20 protein-coding genes are annotated in these 23,607 nt (G+C 51.5%); 11 read left to right on the top strand and 9 right to left on the bottom strand.

What is annotated here, in order from left to right; translation table 11 throughout:
- Positions 1-33: 33 nt before the first annotated feature.
- From purM to DESTI_RS15990, 3 genes are read right to left on the bottom strand one after another with little or no spacing between them, the layout of a single operon-like run.
- On the bottom strand, positions 34-1,062 hold the full coding sequence (purM, locus tag DESTI_RS16000; RefSeq protein ID WP_041287229.1) for a phosphoribosylformylglycinamidine cyclo-ligase: 1,029 nt from the start codon (positions 1,060-1,062) through the stop codon (positions 34-36).
- A 43-nt stretch (positions 1,063-1,105) separates the two neighbouring features.
- Positions 1,106-2,443 carry an amidohydrolase gene (locus DESTI_RS15995; RefSeq protein WP_014811007.1) on the bottom strand — a complete coding sequence of 446 codons (1,338 nt, stop codon included), beginning with the start codon at positions 2,441-2,443 and terminating at the stop codon, positions 1,106-1,108.
- Positions 2,444-2,445: 2 nt separating this feature from the next.
- The gene (locus DESTI_RS15990) at positions 2,446-3,291 is read right to left on the bottom strand and encodes a purine-nucleoside phosphorylase (RefSeq protein ID WP_014811006.1); all 846 of its coding nucleotides are present in this window, start codon (positions 3,289-3,291) and stop codon (positions 2,446-2,448) included.
- Between the two features lie 493 nt (positions 3,292-3,784).
- Here DESTI_RS15990 and DESTI_RS15980 point away from each other — a divergent pair, with 493 nt between their 5' ends.
- Positions 3,785-4,426, top strand: coding sequence for an energy-coupling factor ABC transporter ATP-binding protein (locus tag DESTI_RS15980; protein WP_014811004.1), 642 nt, complete (start codon positions 3,785-3,787; stop codon positions 4,424-4,426).
- 120 nt (positions 4,427-4,546) lie between these two features.
- On the opposite strand, the gene DESTI_RS15975 is transcribed toward DESTI_RS15980, so the two are convergent.
- Positions 4,547-5,014: a hypothetical protein gene (locus DESTI_RS15975; RefSeq protein WP_014811003.1), complete on the bottom strand. Its 468-nt coding sequence runs from the start codon at positions 5,012-5,014 to the stop codon at positions 4,547-4,549.
- Positions 5,015-5,790: 776 nt separating this feature from the next.
- Between DESTI_RS15975 and DESTI_RS28995 the strand changes: the two genes are divergently transcribed.
- Both DESTI_RS28995 and DESTI_RS15965 read left to right on the top strand, forming a co-directional pair.
- Positions 5,791-7,278 carry a S41 family peptidase gene (locus DESTI_RS28995; protein ID WP_052316063.1) on the top strand — a complete coding sequence of 496 codons (1,488 nt, stop codon included), beginning with the start codon at positions 5,791-5,793 and terminating at the stop codon, positions 7,276-7,278.
- 21 nt (positions 7,279-7,299) lie between these two features.
- Positions 7,300-7,575 carry a hypothetical protein gene (locus tag DESTI_RS15965; RefSeq protein ID WP_014811001.1) on the top strand — a complete coding sequence of 92 codons (276 nt, stop codon included), beginning with the start codon at positions 7,300-7,302 and terminating at the stop codon, positions 7,573-7,575.
- 13 nt (positions 7,576-7,588) lie between these two features.
- On the opposite strand, the gene DESTI_RS15960 is transcribed toward DESTI_RS15965, so the two are convergent.
- From DESTI_RS15960 to DESTI_RS15950, 3 genes are all read right to left on the bottom strand, one after another.
- Positions 7,589-9,361 carry a PAS domain S-box protein gene (locus tag DESTI_RS15960; RefSeq protein ID WP_272913414.1) on the bottom strand — a complete coding sequence of 591 codons (1,773 nt, stop codon included), beginning with the start codon at positions 9,359-9,361 and terminating at the stop codon, positions 7,589-7,591.
- A gap of 773 nt (positions 9,362-10,134) precedes the next feature.
- Positions 10,135-10,998: a substrate-binding domain-containing protein gene (locus tag DESTI_RS15955; RefSeq protein WP_014810999.1), complete on the bottom strand. Its 864-nt coding sequence runs from the start codon at positions 10,996-10,998 to the stop codon at positions 10,135-10,137.
- Positions 10,999-11,948: 950 nt separating this feature from the next.
- Complete coding sequence (locus tag DESTI_RS15950) at positions 11,949-13,382, bottom strand: MATE family efflux transporter (protein WP_169316381.1); 1,434 nt, start codon at positions 13,380-13,382, stop codon at positions 11,949-11,951.
- A gap of 163 nt (positions 13,383-13,545) precedes the next feature.
- On the opposite strand from DESTI_RS15950, the gene carB reads away from it, so the two are divergent.
- Positions 13,546-16,788 carry a carbamoyl-phosphate synthase large subunit gene (carB, locus tag DESTI_RS15945; RefSeq protein WP_014810997.1) on the top strand — a complete coding sequence of 1,081 codons (3,243 nt, stop codon included), beginning with the start codon at positions 13,546-13,548 and terminating at the stop codon, positions 16,786-16,788.
- 127 nt (positions 16,789-16,915) lie between these two features.
- Here the strand turns inward: carB and DESTI_RS15940 are convergent, their stop codons facing one another.
- Together DESTI_RS15940 and DESTI_RS15935 are read right to left on the bottom strand one after the other, a co-directional pair.
- The gene (locus DESTI_RS15940; protein ID WP_014810996.1) at positions 16,916-17,446 is read right to left on the bottom strand and encodes a GNAT family N-acetyltransferase; all 531 of its coding nucleotides are present in this window, start codon (positions 17,444-17,446) and stop codon (positions 16,916-16,918) included.
- Between the two features lie 87 nt (positions 17,447-17,533).
- Positions 17,534-18,136 (bottom strand): methyltransferase family protein, encoded by a 603-nt coding sequence (locus DESTI_RS15935; RefSeq protein ID WP_014810995.1) that lies wholly within the window; start codon positions 18,134-18,136, stop codon positions 17,534-17,536.
- A gap of 496 nt (positions 18,137-18,632) precedes the next feature.
- On the opposite strand from DESTI_RS15935, the gene DESTI_RS15930 reads away from it, so the two are divergent.
- The 7 genes from DESTI_RS15930 to DESTI_RS31790 all read left to right on the top strand — a co-directional run bounded on the left by DESTI_RS15930 (position 18,633) and on the right by DESTI_RS31790 (position 23,495).
- Positions 18,633-18,824, top strand: coding sequence for a type II toxin-antitoxin system HicB family antitoxin (locus tag DESTI_RS15930; RefSeq protein ID WP_014810994.1), 192 nt, complete (start codon positions 18,633-18,635; stop codon positions 18,822-18,824).
- Positions 18,821-19,006, top strand: coding sequence for a type II toxin-antitoxin system HicA family toxin (locus DESTI_RS15925; protein ID WP_014810993.1), 186 nt, complete (start codon positions 18,821-18,823; stop codon positions 19,004-19,006). The genes DESTI_RS15930 and DESTI_RS15925 overlap by 4 nt, the downstream gene beginning before the upstream one ends.
- Before the next feature lie 249 nt (positions 19,007-19,255).
- A complete protein-coding gene (locus DESTI_RS15920; RefSeq protein WP_014810992.1) occupies positions 19,256-21,640 on the top strand; it encodes a GAF domain-containing protein in 2,385 nt (794 codons plus the stop codon).
- A gap of 250 nt (positions 21,641-21,890) precedes the next feature.
- A complete protein-coding gene (locus DESTI_RS15915; RefSeq protein ID WP_014810991.1) occupies positions 21,891-22,409 on the top strand; it encodes a glycine/betaine reductase B in 519 nt (172 codons plus the stop codon).
- A gap of 24 nt (positions 22,410-22,433) precedes the next feature.
- On the top strand, positions 22,434-22,763 hold the full coding sequence (locus DESTI_RS15910; protein WP_041286247.1) for a hypothetical protein: 330 nt from the start codon (positions 22,434-22,436) through the stop codon (positions 22,761-22,763).
- Positions 22,764-22,918: 155 nt separating this feature from the next.
- A complete protein-coding gene (locus DESTI_RS15905; protein ID WP_014810989.1) occupies positions 22,919-23,188 on the top strand; it encodes a hypothetical protein in 270 nt (89 codons plus the stop codon).
- Positions 23,178-23,495, top strand: a complete 318-nt coding sequence (locus DESTI_RS31790; protein WP_052316062.1) for a type II toxin-antitoxin system RelE family toxin — start codon at positions 23,178-23,180, stop codon at positions 23,493-23,495. Before DESTI_RS15905 ends, DESTI_RS31790 begins: the two co-directional genes overlap by 11 nt.
- Positions 23,496-23,607 lie beyond the last annotated feature (112 nt).

The following is a 23,607-nucleotide window of genomic DNA, read 5'->3' as shown; positions in this document are numbered from 1 at the left end:
AGTACGATTCTTTTCGGAACTCTACTATTCATCCTATTCCAGAATTACCGGGGATTCTCCCGTCCGAGCGACCACTTCTCCTATCAGAGAGACACGCTCTCCCATAGATTTGAGTGAATCCGCTGCTTTGTCCGCGTCACCGGGATTCACGACAATCACCATGCCGATTCCCATGTTGAAGGTGAGATACATGTCTTCGTCATCCAGAGATGCATCTCTTTGGATCATCCTGAATACAGGAGGAATCTCCCAGGACCTGCGACGAATGCGTACCGCACAGGATTCAGGCAGCACACGGGGAATGTTTCCGATGAAGCCGCCTCCGGTAATATGAGCCATACCTTTGACAGGAATTTCGCTGCATAGCTTTAATACGGATTTCACGTAAATCCTCGTAGGGGTGAGCAATACTTCTCCCAGGGGCTTTCCCAGATCCGGAAAAACCGAGTCCAAAGAATACTTCTTGTGCTCGAGCAACACGCGTCGCACCAGGCTGTATCCGTTACTGTGAAGGCCCGATGATGCCACGCCCAGAATTGTATCTCCCGCTTGAATCCCCGTTCCATCGATTGCACGGGCACGATCCACAATGCCCACACAGAATCCCGCCAGATCGTACTCTCCAGGTGCGTAGAAATCGGGCATTTCCGCAGTTTCCCCTCCGATAAGAGAGCACCCTGCTTGTTTGCAGCCTTCCACAATGCCTGAAACCACAGCGGTGATCGTCTCTTCCCGGAGTGCTCCAGTAGCGAAATAATCGAGAAAAAAGAGCGGCTCTGCTCCAATAACGAGCAGATCGTTCACATTCATGGCCACGAGATCGATACCGACTGAATCGTGAATCCCCGTGAGAAACGCAAGTTTTAATTTTGTTCCTACACCATCGGTTGCAGACACCAGTACCGGGTCCTGATATCGCGACCACTCAGGTCGAAACATCGCGGCAAATCCGCCCATCTTCCCGATGACTTCAGGCCGAAACGTGGATTTGATCCGCTCGGACAAAGAACCGATAACCCTGTCAGCAAGCTCGATGTCTACTCCCGCATCCTTGTACGTTATTTTTTCCGTCATACGTTGTTCCAACTTCCACAATTCCCCGATCTTACCGCCTTCCGGGGGCATCGAGAGCAGCGGCGATTTTGTTAGAGAGATCGCGAACACGAGCGTAAAGCTCGCTCGTGTCTACTGTCATGATAGTGCCGTTTCTCACCACGAACTTTCCATTGACCAGAACATCCCTCACATCCGATCCTTTTGCCGAATACACCAGATGCGAAACCGGGTCGAATACGGGCATGAGATGCGGTCTATTCAGATCGATCACGATGATATCGGCAAATTTGCCCGGTTCCAGGGAGCCTATTCTATCGTCGAGTCCCAGGGCTTCTGCTCCTCCAATTGTTGCCATCCGCAGAGCGGTTGCTGCATCCAGAGCCTCGGGATTTCCGGTCAACAGTTTCGACAAGAATGATGCAGACCTCATTTCTTCAAACAGGTCGAGATTGTTGTTACTCGCAGGACCGTCCGTGCCGATGGCCATCTTTGCGCCGTGACGGACGAGATCCCAGGCAGGACAAGCGCCGGATGCGAGCTTCATATTGCTTTCAGGACAGTGCACGACGCCGGTTTTTGATTCCGCTGCCAATTCCACCTCTTTCTCGGAGAGATGAACGCAATGTACGGCAACAAAATTCGGGTCCAGTATTCCCAAAGCGTGAACGTGGTCCAGAGGCGTTCGATTATAACGAAACCCGATCTGCTCCACTTCAGAGCGTGTTTCCGCAATATGCGAAAAAAGAAGACAATTATGATCCTCGGCCATGCGCTTGGCCCGCACAAGGGTTTCAGGGCTGCACAGGTAAGGGGAATGGCAAAAGAGCGCTGGAGTCACCAGATCGTTTGAAGGAAAACCGGAGAAGAATGCCCGTACACGGTCAGGCCATGCTTCGGGGCGTTGATTGTCGGGAACCGGGACATCGAGAATCCCCTGGGCAACGATCGCTCTCAGGCCGACTGCAGCCGCTGCTTCGGCAGCTCTTTCCATGAAGAAATAGCCGTCGGCAAAGGTGGTAATTCCGGCCAGAGCCATTTCCACAGCGCTCAGGCTCGTTCCGAGATACACGAAATCAGGCGCGACATACTGCCCTTCGGAAGGAAAAATGTAATCGTTCAGCCAGGTGTTCAAAGGCAAATCGTCGGCCAATCCTCGCAGGAGACTCATGGCCGCGTGCGTATGGGCATTTACGAGGCCCGGAAGAATGATGCAGTCCGTGCAGTCCAATACCTCGCCAGAGATTTCATCCCCCAGGTATGATGAATTCACCTCGGCAATTCGATTGCCCTTGATGATAGTCTTCCCGTGAGGCACGACCTTGCAGGATCGCGGATCGGCAAGAATGAGACCGTTCACGAGCGCAATTTCTTGGACGGAACCCGTCATGCTCATACCTCAATCGTTTCGTCAAAAGTGAGACGCAGGAGCGTCTCCTGTATCAGCAGAGAAATTTTCGGTTCCGCGATCGAGGCGTTGGCTATGACTTCCTGCACGGACACGGGTTTCATGCAATCAGGAAGATTGACGTTGGTTATGGCAGCCAAGACCATGGTTCTCATGCGACACTGGACAGCAACGATGACTTCCGGAACGGTGCTCATTCCTACTGCATCAGCTCCGAGGATACGCAGCATCCGGGTTTCTGCGGGGGTCTCCAGACAAGGCCCCTGAACCGCAGCGTACACGCCTGCCTGCAGGTGCATCTTCAGGTCGAGTGCAGCATTCAAGGCAATCCGGATCATCTCACGATCGTATGCACAGCTCATTTCAGGAAAACGGTCTCCCAGTCTCGGATCCACCATACCTCGTAAGGGATTCTGCCCCATCAAATTGAGGTGATCCGTCACGATCATAATGTCGCCCGGGACGAATTGAGGATTCAGTCCTCCCGCTGCACTGTTGACGAACAGGTACCGGGCACCCAATGCGTGCATGAGCCTGACCGGGAGTGTTATCTGGTGCATCGAGTAGCCTTCGTACGAATGGAAACGTCCCTGCATGACAACAACGGGACGATTCGCCAGCTTTCCGAAAACCAGGTGCCCCGAATGTCCTTCAACAGTGGATTCCAGAAAATGTGGAATCCGGCTGTACGGGATACGCTCGGCAATTTCCAGACGCTCGGCAACGCCACCAAGTCCGGTTCCGAGGATAATTCCTGCATCGGGCTTGAAATCGACTGTCCTCTTCAGGAAAGCGGCAGCTTCCTGGATCCATTGATAGAGGTCTTCCATGTGTTCTCTTTCCTGCGAATTGAGGCAAGTATCAATGATCGACTCAGGGAAAGTCAAGGAAACACAATACAAAGTCTACTCTTTTGCATGTCGCAAGAGTTCCATTGCAGGAATGGCTTCGCGGACAGTGATTCTTGTCACCCATCTTGGACAGTCTCTTAACGAGTTGCATGATATGCTCCAAGTATTCCGGACAAACCCGCTCCACTCCTATAGTTTGATGCGAGGGGTCTCGCTTTGGCCGGATTCCGACGCTTCGAACGCACGCGTTCTGCCTACCACTTCGGTATCGGATAGAAGCCCGTGTCACGCGATGAGGTCTTGGTTTCTGCGAGTTGACAGAGAGAATCAGGAATGCTATTTATTGAAAAAACATAACATGAACTAAATACGGGCCGATGAAACAAGCGCATATACTCGATAGATACGTAGTCGCAGCATCTCATTTGCATTTTGCACCCACCGTTCGTTTCACCCTCCTGATCGCACAATAATGATCCGACTGAGAGACATAAGATTTCGCTACGATACTCGGTACGTTCTTGATGGTGTAACATTTTCGCTGAATCCCGGCGATCGGGTCGGGCTTGTAGGACCGAATGGATCCGGAAAAACCACGCTATGCCACATCATTATGGGGTTGGCTTTCCCTGAATCCGGGATCGTGGAAATTTTCGGAAAACAGCGGACCAGTGAATCGGATTTTGCAGAAATACGGGGCCGCATAGGATTTCTCTTTCAGGATGCAGACGACCAGCTTTTCTGTCCTACGGTTCTGGAAGACGTAGCTTTCGGTCCTCTGAACATGGGGAAATCGCCCGAAGAGGCGAAGCGCATTGTTCGTGAGACATTGCGAACCCTCAAACTGGAGGGATTCGAGGAAAGAATAACGTACAAGCTGTCTGGCGGGGAGAAGCGCCTGGTATCGCTAGCCACTGTTCTGGCAATGGAACCGGAAGTGTTGATTCTCGATGAACCTACGAGCGGACTCGATGAAGAGACTACCGAACGCATAATCGAAGTGCTGCACGACCTGAATCTCAGCTATATTGTGATTTCTCACGACAGGGATTTTGTTCAGAAAACTACAAATTCGCTTCTGAAAATTTCCAGAGGAAACCTGGTCGAAGCCTGAGCTGACCCAGGGCAAACAGCAAAGAGAAGGACCTCTGCTCATTTAGAGGTCCCTTCCGACATCTTTTTTTGTGATATGATTTGGTTGTGGCGCGAATTGTTGAAAACGGCTCTGCAACCTTTAGAGTGCGTTTTGCTGGGGAGCTGATTCTTCTTCGGGTTGTCTCTTGGACAAACCTTTGGATCGCAATAATTGCAGCCGTTTCTTCACTGCTTCCTTGTTCCTGTCCGTCAACACTTCAGCAATTTCTCGATTGCTCATGGCAAGCGTCAGGACTACGAGATCTTCTCTCAGCGTCCACGCTTTCGGAGAAGTGTTGCGCTTGAGACTCATGAGTATTTTGAGTTCTTTTTGAGAAAATTGACTGAGCAACGCGTGGCTTTCTCTGATCGAAGCAACACGGCTGGACGTGAAGTTTACGGAATCGACAATCACGGGAGAGATCATCCCGTTCATGTCAGGATCAAAATGGTTGGAATCGTGATCCAGCCAATCAGTGTCGTCACTCGAATCGGACCACCATGCTTGATCCGTCTCAGTCGTCTCATCAACACTGCTCTTCTTTATCTTACGCTCCTTTACTACCACGGTTCACCCTCAGTTCATCCAAAAAATAAAGTAAATATGTGTATCTTGAATTGCCAATCAGATCACACGGCATATCGAACGGTGCGATCCTCTCAATGAAGCCGCTCAAAGGCAGGCGAAACCAGCAAAAAAACTACCACATGTAAGGGCCTAAAACTCTCGAAGACATAGGGCGTGAAGCCTGGTCTCCATAGACCAGTCGCGAATCGGAAACGGCGCTGCCAACCTCGATGTGTGGCTTCACAGAACGCGGATTCACGGGCCGTGCTACTGTAGCATTGTCTCGCTGATGTACCGGCCGAAGCCGCGGATTCGCAGGACTGGGAGTTACTGAGCCACCCTCACCGGTGAATACCTGGACTTCGTAATCTCGATCTTGAGCCGATTGCTGTTGCGGCTGTTGGTAACCATTGTTCCAATTACCGGAATATCCCGGATTTGGAGGAGTCGTGCCACCCTGAAAATAGCTCGGACCTTCTGCCCAGAAGGCGAAATCACATCAGGCTGCGCCGGACAAAGCCGGAATAAAACAAAGAACCGCAACAAAAATGGCAAGGCAGACCTGTTTGAACCGCATAATACCCTCACCACAGAAAAAAAATAACTACATGAGCTGGATTGTATCCTCGAATTGCATGATTGTCATCTCTTTTTTCGTCTTCTTAGCGTATAGTAATGTAGGGGATTGGGCCTGAAAGGCCGCTGCATTAGTCCCGATTCGGGGAAAATTTTAACTCTGCAGGCTGGCGGATACGGTTGACAGGATTTGCTCCGTAGTGGATGATTCACCGAAGGCAGGAGTTTGCTTTCTGCCCAAGAAAACCGTTCTTATTCGAGCAGAAATGTTGATACTGACTTCCGGAAAAGTCATCTTACCTCTCCTGTTTCTTATGTTTTTCATCTACGGGAGCGCTGTCACGGGGTTCGCTGCTACAAACGGCACGGAATTTTCCGATTCGGGTTTCATCAGACCATTGCGATCTGTTACAGGCATTCGGCCGTTCGATGAGGCAATTGCTCTGTTTCGTCAGCATTATGCACAGAAAATTCATGATGCCGATCTCTTCAATGGTATACTGGAGAAATTCACATTCAGTATGCTGCCCAATTGCACGGAAGATTTGGAGACTTTTCAAGAATGCGGTGCGGAACCGGAAGTATGTTTCTCGAAGGCAATCGCACAAATAGAATCGGCCTGTAAAATTAACCGCGAACAGTCTCTCCTCAGATCCTTGAACCTGTTCCTTCAGGATCTGGACCCCAATTCCTGCTTGATGGATTTGAGCATGCTCAAAGAGCTCAAGATAGGCACTTCCGGAAAATTCGGAGGCGTAGGAATGGTGGTGACGCCCAAGAATGGCGAGTACGTCGTCATTTCGCCGTTCGAGGGATCTCCGGCTTACGATGCGGGAATTCGGGCAGGTGACACCATCCTTCAAATAGATCAGAATTCTCTTCAAAATGTGCCTTTACTGGAGGTCCTTCGCAAGGTACGAGGTCCGGCGGGATCGACCATATCCGTGACATTGAAAGAAGCGAGATCTGGACGAATTCGTCAACTGGTCATGAAACGGCGCATGATCCAAATCCGTCCGGTTCGTTTTGCTCTACTTTCACAGGATGCAGCGTATTTAAGAATCGTCAATTTTCAGGAATCGGTTTCAGGAGAAGTATATCAGGCACTGGTCCGGTTCTCGCGAATGCCATCCCGTGATAAACTGCTTATCCTGGATCTTCGGGATAATCCCGGAGGGGTCTTTGAAGAAGCAATCCAGGTGGCGGATCTTTTTGTCCCTGATGGCATGATTACCTCTCTAAAAGGGAGAAACCCGGATTTCGCGAGGGAATTTCGAGCATCCGGAAAGAAAATGGTTCCGGATACAAAGATCATTATTTTGATAAATCAGGGGTCTGCGAGTGCTTCCGAAATTCTGACCGGAGCACTGCAGGGACGCACGAATGTCATTGTCGCTGGAAAACCCAGTTTCGGAAAAGCATCGGTTCAGGCAGTTTTTCCCATTCAGACAGGAATGGCCTTGCGCCTCACGACTGCCCACTATTACACTGCGGACGGTCGTGATATAGAAGGAAAAGGACTCCAGCCGGATATTCTCATAGAAGAAGACTCGCATTGGCCGGAGCGCACCGCTGTGGATGTTCTAAGAGCCGATCAACTGGAACGGGACCCCTGGATACGGAAGATTCTCGAGTACCACGCGGCAAACAATAGACCCGGCGTCTCCCCTTTCACTACGATGTACTGAGCAATTAATGGCAGGTGAAAAGTGAAAAAACGTGAAATCTCATGGCACTGTTCCTGCGGTAATGACTTCATAGTATCCGAATCGCAGCTAAAGGCAGGACGCGCAAGCTGCCCCAAATGCAAAAAAAAATTGGACCCGAACAGACCCGATCCGGCGGAGATCTCCGCTGCGGATACTCAAATGATCAATATTCAGGATATGGCACGGATGGCTCAGGATGGTATAACGGTCGAAATATCGGGAGAGTGGGACACCTCCGGTCCCGAGGGCCAGAAAAACAAGAAAAAGAAGCCATAGTTCAGAACATTGACTATTGTAGAGGATTCCTGGGCAATTTCATGATAAAAGCAGCGCCCTTTCCCAACTCCGATTCGCAATGAATCGCGCCTCCATGGATTTCAACGATTTTCTTCACGATAGACAATCCCAGACCCGTGCCCTTTTGTTGGGATGAATTCGATACTCGAAAGAACTGATCGAAAACTCTTTTCTGATATTCTTGCGGAATTCCGATACCGTTGTCGCACACCATGGCGGTCACGAATAAACCATCGTCCCTGATTTTGATACATATGGTGGGCTCCAACACATCGCCCATGTAACGCCACGCGTTTGAGACCAGATTATCGAAGACCTGCTTTATTCTTCGTTTGTCAGCGGTAACCGTGGAATCTGACGCAAAGAATTCAGTTTGAACCGTGATTCGCTTTTCATCGATTGAAGGCCGGTGCTCGCTCACAACTTCTTCGATGACTTCCTCGAGGTTGAATTGTTCTAATTGCGGTTCCGTCTTTTCCACAGCCATGGCATCCAACAAATCGGTCAGAAATTCTTCCATGGTCTGACTTGAAGTGAGAATCTGTTCTGCAATGCGACCGACATTTTCATCCTGCGGATTTGAGTCGATCTTCTTTTTCAAACTCCGCACCAGTCCGGCAATGGCTATGACCGGGCTTTTCAGGTCGTGAGCAACCATCTGGATGAGTGCTTCCAACTCTTCCTTTCTCTCCTGAACCTCGGCTGTTCGCTGGGCCAGGGCTTGCTCCGCTTCTTTTCGATCTGTGATATCTCTGATTATGCCGCTGAAGTAAACGCGTCCGCGGGCTCTCCATGTGGATAACGAGAGTTCCAGCGGGAACTCTTGACCATTCTTCCTGAGTCCCTGTAATTCCATAGTGCGGCCGGTGAGGCTGGTTGCGCCGGTTTCCAAAAAGCGCTTCACCCCTTCGGAGTGATACTTTCTGTAGCGCTCCGGAATAATCGTGGTAACCGGTTTACCAAGGATCTCCTCCTCACGGTACCCGAACATCTTTCGTGCGCCGTCATTCCAGAAAATGACTACATCCTCATCGTTGGACGAAATTATGGCGTCCACCGAGGATTGTGCAACCGAACGAGTTCTTGTCTCCGAATCTCTAAGAGCCTGTTCCAAGGTGATTTTTTCGGTCAGGTCCAGGATATATTCCACGATTTTGACGAGATTACCGTCTTTGTCGAAAAACGGGTGAGCATGGATTTCCAGGTATTTTGAATTTCCGGCCAGTTCACGTTCAAACGATTTGATGACAGGTTTGCCGGTTCGGTTAATCTCGTCTAGAGGGCAGGGAAGGTTATCATTGTTGAAGTCGTCATCACCCATTTCGGCACAGAATCCCGATGCTGCCCCTGCCTTCTTTGCCGCAGAATTGGCCATAACGATCGAGTAGTCGTCAGGATCGATTATAAGAAACGGATGAGCCAACGATTCCACCACGTGATCGAGAAAATTGTTCAGTAGCCGAACTCTCTCTTCAGTAGATTTTTGTTCGGTGATGTCACGCACCATCACCAGCACAGAAACCGAACCGTCCGGGTTTTCATGAGGAGCATTCACAACGCGGTACCAGCGATCGTTCGCCGGGTTCAAAGCATCCCATTTTACCGTTTTCCCTTGTCTCGCTTCTTCAATTGCTTCCTCGGGGCAGGTAAATGTTAATTCCGGGACTGATTCGGATATCTTTTCTCCGATTACATTGCGGCCGATCCATTCAGCCATTTCCGAGTTCATAAATTCTATGCGGGAATGTGGAGAACAAGTGTACACAAGCCCCTCGAACGCCTCGGCAATATGATGAGCCTGCGGCAACACCGCGGAAAACCGGCTCCTCTTATGCAACCGTTCTTCGGCGCTATCCGTGTCAGAGAGTCTGGCAGGTAATTCTTCCGTTTTTGATCTCCTTCAAATCATGACACTCGGACCGAACCCGCCGAGATCACATTTTGCGGCGGGAGCAATTCACGATCTTTCATAGTATAAGAATTCACGCAGAGCAGTGCTACAAGCCTTCAAGAAAATCCGGAAAACACATCCGGAAAATATTCTGCATGTGAATGTTAGAGCGATTGCTATAAATTCCGACGTTTATCCCACGCTTCAGTTCAGGATGTTAGTGGGGACCGGCGTCCCGAAACTGTCTCAAAATTCATGAATGGACAGAATATCGTGCCACGATTCACGATCTTGGTAGGGGCAGGCCTAGTGCCTGCCCTTCCCCGAATGACCGGCACGGAGGCCGGTCACTACCGGGCACCCACGAGGGGCGCCCCTACAATCAGGCCGGGCGGATGACGAGAAGATCGTGCTACGATCAGGGATCAATTTTGACTTTTGAGACATATTCTCCGTGCTTCCCTGCCGGTCCATTCTATTGATATCATTCATTCTATTTAACGTGTGCAGGCGCGGAGGCCGGCGCCCACCAAACTCCTATCCGCAATCGGGCATCAATTCGGCAATGGCTATAACTATCATCGGAAAATCCAGCCGGCCCTCAAAACTTGGAGTAAGGACATATCCACTCTTCCGAACAGCACATATTACGGTTTTTCGCTTGCGGTTCTGATGCCGAGCGTCTTCACTGCAGAATGGTTGTTCAAGAACGATCGTTGACGTTCGTTTTGCGTGCGAACCAAGCCGAGCGCTCCCCGGGTTCCAGCGACGCCAACTACCACCAGACTGTCAAATGGGGCCTGGATAAGATTTCCGGGATTCATGAACTCGCCAATACCGTGTCTGGGGTGAGTAGTAACCATTTTCAATGGCAAATCAGGTCCGCCCAGTTGACTCCAATTCGTTACGTCACCGGAGATGAGCTGTTTGAGTTGACGCGTGCTGAGTTCCCTGATCGGGTTGGACGGATGAATAATGAGTGAAACGGACCGGTCAATCTCGATGGACGGTTCCGTCTCAGATGCAGGAGGCTGAACATTGACGGGAGTTGTCGCTGGTTCGACCTTCTTGTCAGGCTCGCAAATCGTCTGCTGAATTGCTTCTCTCTGCACGTTCTCTCGATTCAAGAATCTTCGGTTTTGGGATTGATGTGCGAGAAATTGCTCGTCGGCCAAGACACGAATTATCTTAGCCAATTTCTCGGGCTCCATGGTGCGAAGAATTCCAGCAAGGGTATCGGCGTCAATATTCTTCAACACAAACATGAGTCGATCTCTGCCGGCCAGTCGTATCATCCGAATCAGGCTGTCCGAATCCAGCTTTGTCAACCGGTCCAATTGCCGGCTGTCCGGCAGCCTGGATTCTTCCGTTCCTCTGGAGTTCAGGGCGGTGGCTTCGAATCCGCCCAAAAGGATGGTCAGGCATATGATCAAATAGAGAGCGATTCTGCCGGATAAGTTGCGACGAAGCCCCAAACAGTAATGTTCATTAATTGCGAACCACCGCTTCATACCATTCCCCTCCCTAAAAGCGGCCGATCTCTTGGAGACGCGCACCCCAATTGAATCCCCCCACAATTCAGCAACAACAGTCAATTCGCTATACTTGAAGATTACTCTCGGACGAACTGTCTACCAGCATTTCCGAAGGAATCGTACCAAGCACGTTTCCGGGGGATTCCTTCACTAGTTTAAGATACCAGGAAAAAGTATTTTGTTCCTCTTCTTTGTAGATGGTTGTTCATTCTCTATCCGGGGAAGGAAAATCCTTATAAATTGTGGTGAGTAAGCAGAAAAGATCGACACCAGAACCACTCGAGAGTGAACAACGAGAATCCTTAGGGTCCTCATGCTTACTGCGACCTTAAAGCTTGCCATTGCGAGCAGAGCGAAGCAATCGCCTGAAATTAAGCGCCTGAGTCCCGGGCGATTGTCCCGCGAGACGCTGGATCGCTGCGCTCCTCGCAATGACAACATTTAACGGAACTGCTGAATGGACAATCCCGATACTCTTTGCGAACAAATGCTCATACCGCTCACGTAAGTGTTCAGTTATTCGGGGGAAAATGAAATTTCGAGCTCCGGAGGAGCGAACCGACAGTAGCCACGGGTGAAACCCGTGGGACAGAGCGTCCATAATCTCTGATAAACGACCCCGGCGGGGTCGGCAAGAACAAGGATTTCGACACATCGTTTCCGTGGGTTGACGAGACTGTCTCAAAAGTCGAAATTTACCCCGGATCGTGGCACGAATTTATCATCGTCCTGCTGGACTGATTGTAGGGGCGGGTCTCGTGTCCGCCCAAATAAGGGTAGGCACTAGGCCTACCCCTACGAAGATGGCGAATCGTGGCACGATTTGTTGTGTATTCGAGAATTTTGAGACAGTCTCTGACACCCACGGCTACCACTGGGTTGCCCCTCCGGGGCATTCAAGGAAGGAACCGACATTTGGTCAACGCCTATTTGGTTTCGGAGGGCCTGTCTTCGGGTATACAGGCTTCCCAAAGCATGGTGTTCGTCTGCTTGTCTCTGGACGCGGTTATCCACTTCTCTCCGACAAAACGATGCACAAGAAGACTGCACATCAGCACCATGGAAACGGTCATGGACCACCAGATGCCCAGCGCGCCGGCATGAAAAATGTGGACAACCACCAAAATGAGAGGAATACGAAATATCCACATTCCTGTAAAAATGATCTTCATGGTGCCGAATGTGTCACCGGCTCCCTGCAGAGCACCGGAAAGCGTGATTCCCAGGGCCAGAAAAGGGACTCCCACCATATTGATCTGAAGATAGCGGGTCATTTCTTCGCGAACCGCAGCATCTTCTGTAAGAAAAGCGGATATGTACGGCGCAAGAAAGAAAATCGCTACTGCCGGCAGGAGAATAATTCCCAGGCAGAGCAATGCAGTCGCCTTCGCACCGGATCGCGCACTGCTTACATCTCCCGCTCCCAACCTGGTGCCGGTGAGAACTGCAGATGCCATATTAAACGCAAATACCGGGAGGAAGATTACCGCCTCCACCCGGACGCCCGCGGTCATTGCGGCAAGAGCCGTTATTTCCCCTGCCTGAAGCTGTCCTGCAAGAAAATAGACAACCAGGGTTCCTGCGTTCCAGGCAGTCTGCTGGAGTGCCGTGGGCACGCCCAGCTTCACCAGATTCCGCATGCATCTAGGAAGAGGTCTTCCCAGGGAATGCAGGATCTGGAGTTTCTCTCCTCGAATCACGTATCCGAGATTCAAGACCATGCCGATAGTAGTGGCAATGGCAGTGCCCCACGCTATCCCGATGAACCCGAGAGCCGGTATCGGTCCCCATCCCAACCCCAGCGACAGGTCGGCCACGATATTCACCATTGCAGTGACAAAACTGTTGAGCATTGCGACGCGCACCCGGCCGGAAGATCTCAAAACACCGCTCGTTATGATCATGATGTACGTCGGGATAAGCACGAGCGAGAAGACGCGCAGGAACGCAGTGGCAATTCCTTGAATTTCCGGGGGCATTCCGGCAAATCTCGTTATCTGTTCCGGAAACAATTGAGCGAGAACAGTGAGCACACCAGAGATGAAGACGCCCAAAACAAGAGAGTGAGCTGTAATGCTCCCCACACCTTCCGGATGTTTCGCTCCATAGGCCTGAGAGACCATGGACACCGTTCCAACAGTAATGCCGTTGGCCAAAATCATGAGTGTCCAGTAGAGTTGACCCACATACCCCACAGCGGCCAATATTTCTTTTCCGAGCAAACCCGCTACGTAGACATCGGTAAGTCCAATGAGGAATTGGAAGAACATGATCAGGATGATAGGCCATCCCATGTTCCAGGATTCCAGGAGAAAATGCCTCACTTCCGAAATGGATTTCATTTGACCAAAATTTCTCATGAACTCTCGCATCACTCTAAACATAACCCTTCCGGAAGGTTTTCGACAATGCTGACATGAAGCCGATCATAATCCGGGCAGATACTCTTGTATTTTTCCGTTGCGCCACCTATAGTTTCCGGTGACCAATTTTCGGGTATTTCCCTGCAGGACCACATCAACTATGCCGAAAAGAACAGACATCAAATCCATACTTATGATCGGATCAGGCCCGATCATCATCGGACAAGCCTGCGAATTCGATTATTCAGGAACCCAGGCTCTCAAGGCACTCAAGGAAGAAGGATATCGCGTCATCCTGGTCAATTCGAATCCGGCAACCATTATGACCGATCCGGAATTCTCGGATGCCACCTATATCGAACCGCTCAAGCTCGACATTCTCACCACGATCATCGAACGAGAACGACCGGACGCACTGCTCCCCACACTCGGCGGACAGACGGCTCTCAACAAGGCTGTGGAGCTTCATGACGCCGGAGTGCTTCAGAAGTATAACGTGGAACTCATCGGTGCGGGAATAGACGCGATAAAGAAAGCGGAAGACCGTGATCTGTTCAAGATCGCTATGACCAATATAGGACTGGATCTTCCCGAAAGCGGGTACGCGGAAAATATCGATCAGGCTTGGGAAGTCGCCCGGCGAATCGGGTTCCCCAATGTTATACGGCCGTCCTTTACTCTGGGGGGCACAGGCGGAAGCATCGCGTATTCCGAGGAGCAATTTAACGATCTCGCCCGATGGGGATTGGAAGTGTCCCCTGTGAACAGGATTCTCGTGGAAGAATCCGTGCTCGGTTGGAAAGAGTTCGAACTCGAGGTCATGCGGGACGGCGGCGACAACGTCGTGATCATCTGTTCCATAGAAAACTTCGATCCCATGGGCGTGCATACCGGCGATTCCATAACCATCGCACCTGCCCAGACACTCACGGACAAGGAGTACCAGATCCTACGCGATCAGTCCATTGCGATCATCCGTGAAATCGGAGTGGATACCGGAGGATCGAATATCCAGTTTGCTGTGCATCCGGATAACGGACGCGTGGTGGTCATTGAAATGAACCCGCGGGTGAGCCGATCCAGTGCTCTGGCGTCAAAAGCCACGGGTTTTCCCATTGCGAAAATTGCCGCAAAACTCGCGGTAGGATATACTCTTGACGAAATAGCCAATGATATCACGCTCAAAACACCTGCTTCCTTTGAGCCCACCATAGACTACGTGGTAACCAAAATCCCCAGGTTCACTTTCGAGAAATTCCCCAGTGCTGACAGGGTTCTCAATACCCAGATGAAATCAGTGGGTGAAGTCATGGCAATCGGCCGCACATTCAAAGAATCGCTCCAGAAAGCGATCCGATCCCTGGAGATCGATGTGTATGGGCTTGATCCCAGACTTCCTTCCGATCTCTCACGGGGTGAGATCCTACAGCATGTGGCGATACCGACGCCTGAAAGGCTGTGGTATCTGGCAGACGCAATTCGAGCCGGGATTTCTCTGGAAGACATTTACGAAGCATCCAAAGTGGACCCCTGGTTCCTGGGGCAGATCGCGCAAATCGTGGAAATGGAAACCGATCTTGCCAGGTCCGGCAGGCTTGAGGCAGATGATGCTGCCGAAGCTCTGCGTGACGCCAAAGCGTACGGTTTTTCGGATATTCGCCTGGCGCAGATCACAGGAAAAACCGAAAAGGATATTCGGGAGCTCAGAGAGAAGAACACGGTAATCCCCGTGTACAAGAGAGTAGACACCTGTGCAGCGGAATTCGAAGCACATACTCCGTATCTGTATTCCTCGTACGAAGACGAAGACGAATCCGCACCGACAGACCGAAAGAAGATCGTCATTCTCGGTGGAGGTCCAAACCGCATCGGTCAGGGGATCGAATTCGATTACTGCTGCGTGCATGGTGCATTTGCGCTTAAAGAGGACAATTACGAGACCATTATGGTCAACTGTAACCCGGAAACTGTAAGCACCGATTACGATACCTCGGACAGACTGTACTTCGAGCCTCTCACCTTTGAAGACGTGGTGGAAATTGTAAAACGCGAGAAACCTGATGGAGTCATCGTACAATTCGGAGGCCAGACTCCCCTGAAACTCGCTGTATCGCTCTGGGAGGCAGGAGTTCCGATTATCGGCACGCTGCCCGATGCAATCGACCGTGCCGAGGATCGGAAGCGCTTCAAAGAGATGCTCATAGCTCTGGGGCTGAATCAACCGCCCAACGACATAGCCCATTCGTACGCGGAAGTGATGGAAGTGGCTGAGCGGATCGGCTATCCGCTCGTGGTACGGCCCTCGTACGTTCTTGGCGGACGGGCCATGGAGATTGTCCACAACGAACAGGATCTCAAGGACTATTTGACGCACGTCGTTCAGGCTTCGCCCGAGCACCCGATCCTTGTCGATGGATATCTCACCGGCGCGGTGGAAATAGACGTGGACGCAGTGGCGGATGGCGAAAACGTGGTGATCGGCGGCATCATGGAACACATTGAAGAAGCGGGAGTGCATTCGGGCGATTCTTCCTGTTCACTGCCGCCGTACAGTCTCGGACGGTATCATCTGGACGAGATCCGCCGCATTACTCGCATGCTGGCTCTGGAGCTGAAGGTGAAAGGACTCATGAACCTGCAGCTTGCGCTCAAAGAGGGAGAAATCTTCGTCCTGGAAGTGAATCCCAGGGCATCGAGAACCATTCCCTTTGTATCCAAGGCAATTGGAGTGCCCCTTGCGAAGATCGGCGCTCGCGTCATGGCTGGAAAGAAGCTCCATGAACTGGGATTTACGAAAGAGATTCTTCCCGATCACGTGAGCGTGAAAGAAGCGGTGTTTCCCTTCATCAAGTTCCCTGGCGTGGATGTCGTGCTCGGACCGGAGATGAAATCCACGGGTGAGGTCATGGGAATCGACCGGGAGTTCGGTCCGGCGTTTCTCAAATCTCAGTACAGTACGGATTTTCCAATCCCGTCAGGCGGCATGGTGTTCCTCAGCGTAGCTCACGCGGACAAGGCCAATGCGGTGATTGTCGCCCGTCGTTTGAAGGAATGCGGATTCACCTTCGTGTGTACCAATGGAACTGCAGTGGCTCTGGAAGCTGCCGGAATTCCCTGTACTCGCGTCGACAAGGTCCATGAAAAACGTGATGTCGACGTAATCGACCTTATCCGCCAGAATAAGATTGCCCTGCTGATAAACACGTCTGCAGACAAGAAATCCATGCAGGATTCGTACAGGATTCGTCTCGCAGCTCTGAATCACAATGTACCCTATTTCACCACCATTGCCGGAGCGAACGCGTTGTCTTTGGGACTCAGAGCAATTCGAAGAGGAGACACATTCCGGGTCGTCTCGCTCCAGGAGTATCACGGAACGAAAAATATCTCTAAAGATAGCTGATGCTGGTATCGTTGTTACGGGTTTTCGAAAGCCGCTTTGGTTACCTCAGATATTGCGTCGACATCGGACATTGTCTCATTATGGATGATCATGTTCAACTCCTACTGAAGGGCCTGCGGATGAGCTCTCATTTCTTCCTTAGCTCTTTTCTGAAAAGCACTTTGGGATCATTGGCTCTCAGAAAGTCCATCGTGACAGGAACACCGTCAACTATTCCGTCACCGGGCTCGATTTCGAAGCCCATGCGAAGGTGGAAAGCAATGGAAAGCTTGTTTATGGGTGAAGTGCACGACTTGACAATCGGCCTGTCGTTTGCTGCACAGCCATCGTAAAACCGTTGATACAGGCGGCGTCCGACACCTGCCCTCCGGTACTCCGGATGAACGCCCATAAAATGGATATACCCCACATCCTTATCCGACTGCGACAGGAACCCCACCAGGAAACCGATCAGATCGTCTCCTATTTCAGCCACATACGTGGTGTCGGCAAAATGAATAAAGAAGATCTTCAGCACCGAAGACGACAGATCCCGTCCGCCCCACCAATCGGGCATAACGGAAACAATGCTCTGATGATCTGATGGCTTACCATTCCGGATTTCGATGTTTGCTGTTGCGTTCATATGGGCGCCTTTTATTGCAGTCCTCGTTTCCACGCTTCAGCCTCTGCTCAGTTCTCTGGCGATTGGCTTTGATCCGCCCGGCCTTGCTTGCACTTGAGCGGAGCGTCAGGCGCACATCCCTCAACCTCTTCCGAGCTTCGGCAAAAGAAAGGGAACGCGGCGCTTGTACTCGAGATATGGTTGTCCGTATCGGAGCTCCAGTTCACGTTCTTCAAAATATCTCAGGTTAAACATGTGAACAGGAATTATTAGGAACAAGGCCCCAAGAGTGACTGTGGTGGAGCCCGCCATCAGGCCCATCCCTATACAAGCCAGGTAATACCCAAGAGACATTGGATTCCTGCCCCAGTGGTAGACCTGCTCGCTGACTACTTGCCGTGTAAGCAGGAATGCTGCGATCCCCCTTCCGAGCCTGATCAACGCGTGGTTCGATCTGACCAGAAAGCCGATTCCCACCAATAGCAGCACAAGGCCACCGGCGAATGCCGGGCTCTGCAGTGGAAGCGACGGCACCCCCAAAATCGAATCGTAACGAGTCAGGCCCGGGTAGAGAAGACCGATCGAGCCAGGCAGCACCAGACAGCTCCAGAACAGCAAGTGACTGATACGGCTGGCCTTTTCAGCCGTGTCCTTGTCAGGGGCACGCCTGATCCAGGTCCCGAGCCAGACAGAGCCTATCAGAAATGTGAAGACGCCAAGCACCTGAACAATGATGATCTCCAAGAGCCCCTCCTTGTTATTCTGCTCCTCCAGTCGAGGTCTCACACCTCACAATGACCAGATTCGCATCAGATGTGGGACCGAAGCTTCTTTTCCGTGCAAGAACCTACTCCCGAACTGCACGCCCATCGACTGGGCCGGGAACGCCACGGCCGTCCTTGTCCTCCGATGCGCTGGAGTATAGGCCCGCGTTCGCCGCCAAGGCAAGCACGATGTGATCCTGGCGCCCATCGAGGGGACTAGGTCTCATCGATGGCGATCTTCACAGTACCGCTGCCCAAATGGCAGCCTCTCTATTCCTACTGACCTCTGGATGTCCCCGGAGTTTGACTCAGGCTCCGAAGGATAGTACTCTAAACTAGGAATCCCTGATTCCCCGGTCATCGGAAGGGCCGGAGTCGATAAGGGGCGGACTTATTGGTGCAAATGGGTGATTTTCTGCGGATCGGTGTGAGTGAACGTGATCCGCCGCGGATTCCTGGAAATCGGGAGTGCTGACATGAAGAGAAAGCTCACGATGATTTATTGGAAAGGTGACAAGTTCTGGCTGGGCAAGCTCTTGGAGCATCCTGAGATCATGACTCAAGGGGAGACTCCGGAAGAGTTGGAAGCCAATCTTCGCGATGCCTACCTTCTCATGGCTCTGGATGACGTCCCGGATTCCTATGAGATCAAAGAAATTGTGCTATGAAGAGAAGTGAGCTGGTTCGGCAACTGATCCAGGCAGGCTGTGTCCTGCATCGCCACGGCTCCCGACACGACATCTACTTGAATCCAATGACAAGACAAAAGCAACCCGTTCCGAGACATGCCGAAGTTGACGAAGCACTCGCGAAGCACATTATGAAGTATCTGGGCCTGGAGGCGAAATAGCCTCTGCGCAGTACCCCGAAGGGGCATGTGCGCTAGCTTTGTTCCAATTCTTTGTCCCAAAGGGACTAAGGAAAATAGCCCGGTAATTCATTGCCGGGAATTTGTGTATCAGCCGTCCTTCTGGGACTCGGAAATCATTATGTTTTTTCTTAACCGGCGATGAATCGCCGGCCTATTTGCAGTTGTTCCTCCGGAACAACCAACCAAGAACACTCTGGGTTAGCGCCTATTCCCCGAAGGAGGCCGATCATGGAAACCACTCTGCGTGACTATCCGTTTCGATGCGTACTGAATCTCAAACCGTTGGTCGACTTCTGGGAGCAGTGCACTGGCGCCGGTTGTGGGAAGGACGTCTCGCACTCTGCGGGGTTTCGTGAGCCGCTGATGCAGATCCCTATTCTTCTGGAGCCGATCGAAAACCTGGCGGATTTGGAGCCTCATCGCCAGCTTGTCAGCTATCTTATGGACGCTGTTTTTCCGCGGGCACTTTGGGATACCGAAGCAATGGCCGCAGCGGTCCCTTTTACTTTGAGCCCGTTTTTGGCTTCTCCCAATTTCGAGGGATTGCTTCTTAACGGCGACAGATCGTACAGGGGACATCCGTGTCTCGCACCCGACGAGTACGTACGCAAACGAATCTTGCGAGCCTACTTCTTCATCCTGAAGAACTGTTACGGCATTGAAGAGGGAATAGACATCCCTGAGATTCATGTGGTCCCTGACCCGGAGACAGGTCTCGACAGATATTTTTCACTCACGCTGAACACCCGCTTTGTGGAAATTCATCGAGTGGGTGCTCCCGAGATCCTCACTCCTGAACAGCGAGAAACTATCCTGGCCAATCTGAACCAACCGGAGGTTCTGAGGCAGGTGCTTCCTCCCGAGCAATTCGAGTTTCGGGGATTCGTGGCCATAAAAGCTATGGAGGTGACGGACCAGAAGGTTCTTGCCGCGTTGGACAGAGATCTCATCGACAAGGACTCGTTCATTTCGGAACCAGGGTTTGCGCGACTCCAGCAGAGGCTTCGTACTCTCTTTCGCATGCCGGATCTCACCTCGAGCCTTGCCGCGTGCCTTGAGGATCGGGTGCTTCTACTCAACACCGGATGTCATATGGTCTGCAACTGCATCTTCACCGCCTCTCGTCACGTGGAAGCGGAGGTCTTCGATGGATCGGTCTTTGACCGTGCCATGGAGAATGGAAGAATTCTTCGCGTTCCGGACCTGGCTGCAGAAGCTTCGCTCACCACTGTCGACATGGATCTTCTCGAAGGCGGCCTCAGATCGCTCATGGTGGTTCCTTTGCATTATCAGGAAGAACTGATAGGAACCGTTGCCCTCGGCGCCCAACACCCGGACGCGTTCCGACCGACTCACGAAATGCTCGCGGACCAATTGGTGCCGCGATTTTCCATGGCCCTCGCGCGCTCCCTGGATGAGCTGCACAAGAACGTGGAAAGCGTCATCAAACAGAAGTGCACAGCAGTGCATCCCACCGTGGAATGGCGATTCAGAAAGGCTGTCCTCGAGCACCTGGAGTCCGCGCAAAAAGGCGAAGCCTCCGAGTTGGAACCCATTGTTTTTCGCGAAGTGTATCCTCTCTACGGCACTTCGGATATTCGAGGTTCTTCCCACGCGCGCAATGCCGGCATACGTGAGGATATGACGAATCATCTGTCGCTTGCACTGGCGGTGGTCCACGCGGCCTCGGAGGTGAGGCGGTTACCTATACTGGACGAGCTTGCGTTTCAGATCGTTGCCCATCTCGATCGCGTCAGCGACACTTTTACGACAGGAGATGAAGCAGCGATTCTCGGATTCATCCACAGCCAGGTAGAGCCTCTCTTCAAGAGGTTCCGTGAGCTAGGTGGGAGGGTTGCGGATGCCATTGAGGCGTACCGAACAGCGATAGATTCCGAAAAAGGCACGGTTTACAACAAACGCCGTGATTTCGAGGAAAGCGTCTCACTCTTCAACGAACGCATGTCAGCATACCTGGATGCCGAGGAGGCCGAAGCTCAGGCCATTTTCCCTCACTATTTCGATAAGCACCAGACTGATGGCATCGACTATGTCGTGTACATGGGAGCTTCCATGATGGAGACCGGGGAATTCGACGAGCTTTTCGTGCGAAACCTCCGCATCTGGCAACTTATGGTAGCCTGTGGCCTTGCGTGGCATACGGAACAGCTCAACGGATCGCTGAAGGTTCCTCTGGAGACTACACACCTCATCCTTGTCAATCACAATCCGCTCGCTATCCGATTCCGATTCGACGAGAAACGCTTCGATGTGGATGGTGCTTACAATGTAGCCCATGAAATCATCCGGTCTCGTATCGACAAAGCCACAATCAGAGAAGGGACCGAGCGTCTGACCCAGCCGGGGAAGATCTCTATCGTCTATTCCCGTCTCGAAGAAGAACGAGAAATGCGTCTCCACGTGGCATTTCTCCAATATGGCGGCTTTCTCAATGACGATCTCGAGGAAATGGAATTGGACGACCTCCCTGATGTCAAGGGAATGAAAGCGCTGCGGGTCGGGGTCAACTTGCGGTCGAGTGCCCTGGCGGACCGGCTGCAGCGGGTCATGGACAGCTTGGCACAGAGTGCCCCGCTCGCCATAACGTGCTGAGATAATTCGCGGTCTAGTCGAAAGGGCCTGCGAGCTCCTCGGGTCAGAGTTGACATTAGAAGACATCTCGCCGTTCCACGGATAAAAATTGTTCTCCTCTCGGATCGTCTGAGATATCTTCTTACTCTGGTGCTGGTCGACATTATTATTCCCGGTACATTCGGATTCAATGAACCTCTCGCAAGCGTCGGCTTTGCAACCCTGCGAATAGAGAGGTGCTTTCCATATCTCTGTCAAGAAGGAGCACGTTATGGAACCATCCGGAAAAGTCGTGGACGGATTTCGATTCCTGCCGCCAAGTCTGGCCGCGTGGATTCGCACCTTCACCGGCGAAAACGAATTTCAGGGAGAAATCCCGTGGACTCCGCTCTCCAAGCCTTTGAAGGAAGCTACGCTTACCCTTATTACCAGCGCGGGAATAAGCAGCAAAATCGATCCGCCTTTTGACATGGAACGGGAAAAACAGGAACCCACCTGGGGAGACCGATCTTTCAGATATCTGCCGCGAAACACTACAGAACAAGACATCACGGTCAATCATCTCCATATCAATACCGGATATATCTTGCAGGATATCAATGTCATCCTGCCGCTGGGTATTATGGCCGAATTAGAGAAAGAAGGAAGAATAGGGCGACTCGCTCCGACTGCATATTCTTTCTACGGATTTCAATGGCAGAGCACTGAATTTTTGACCGAAGCCATCGAACCTATGAGCCTGAAGATGCGCGAGGAAGGAGTGGACGCAGTTATACTCACCCCTGCTTGACCCTTCTGTTGCCAGTCCGTTGGATTGGCTGCACGGTTCCTGGAAGAAAAAGGCTTTTCCACCATAGTGCTCACACCAACTCCGGAATTTCACAGAATCATGGGGGTTCCTCGAACTGCTGCAATAGAATACCCCTACGGCAGACTGCTGGGCCAGGTGGGTGACAAAGCGGGACAAGAACAGGTCCTTCTTGAAACACTTTCTGTACTGGAAAATGCACGCCGCCCGGGAGAATTGCGAAACCTTGAATTTACATGGCCCGAAGAGCCCAAAAACGCTAAATGGCAGCCGCCCGAAATGAGCCCTTTGATCAAGATGTACCTGGAAGAAATCAGAGCAGCCCGACGAGGCTAATGCCGAGAAGCTATTGGAATGAATTTCCGGGGAACCCTTCTCTGTAAGGAAGGTTCCCCAAGTCTGGAAAGACAATAATTTATGTAACAAGGATACTTGCCGTACGAGGCGGAAAATGCAGTAGAATAACCTAAGCCCTCGAAGGAGAGAACACCATGCCACTCATTGTAGAACAAGATTCAGCGCTCTCTTCGGTAGCATCTCGGGTTGCCGAGGAAGGGGAGCGGGTGCGATTGAAGGTCGGCGACCGGGAGATTGCCGTAATATCCCTTGAAGACTTGGATTTCTTGGAAGATGTTGAAAATAAGTTAGATTTGCTGGACGCATTGGAAGCTTTAAAGGAAGCGAGCGAAGACAAGAGACTGATTCCTTGGGAGGAGCTCCTGAAAGACCTTGGACGGAACCACAAGGACGATGGCTTATAGAATTCTCTTCGTATCTCGCGCCGAGCGAAGCTTCAAACGTCTGTCTGCTGACGTGCAAGACCGGATAATTTCTCAGGTTAACTCACTCGCAGAAAATCCTCGTCCGGCAGGAGCCGTCAAGTTGACTGGCTCAGACAACCTTTACCGTGTCCGAGTCGGAGATTATCGTATAATCTACGCTGTAGAAGATGATCTTCTTGTCGTGCTGGTCGTGGAAGTCGGCCATCGCAGGGAAATTTACAGAAAACCAGACAAGAGACTCACCCATCAATTTTTGCTTTCTCTTATCAAAGACAAGATCCAATAACCGTTGAGTTACGTTGGGCAGGGAGAAATCTTCTCTTTTCATTTCCGGTCCTCTGACGTTAAAATCCCGCAATCCGAATAAGGGTTATGGCGATTGCCACAAATTCTGACGT

This window comes from Desulfomonile tiedjei DSM 6799 (assembly GCF_000266945.1).
Lineage (GTDB): Bacteria > Desulfobacterota > Desulfomonilia > Desulfomonilales > Desulfomonilaceae > Desulfomonile > Desulfomonile tiedjei.
Note: the sequence above shows the minus strand (reverse complement) of the source record. Positions and strands in the feature narration are given on the sequence as shown.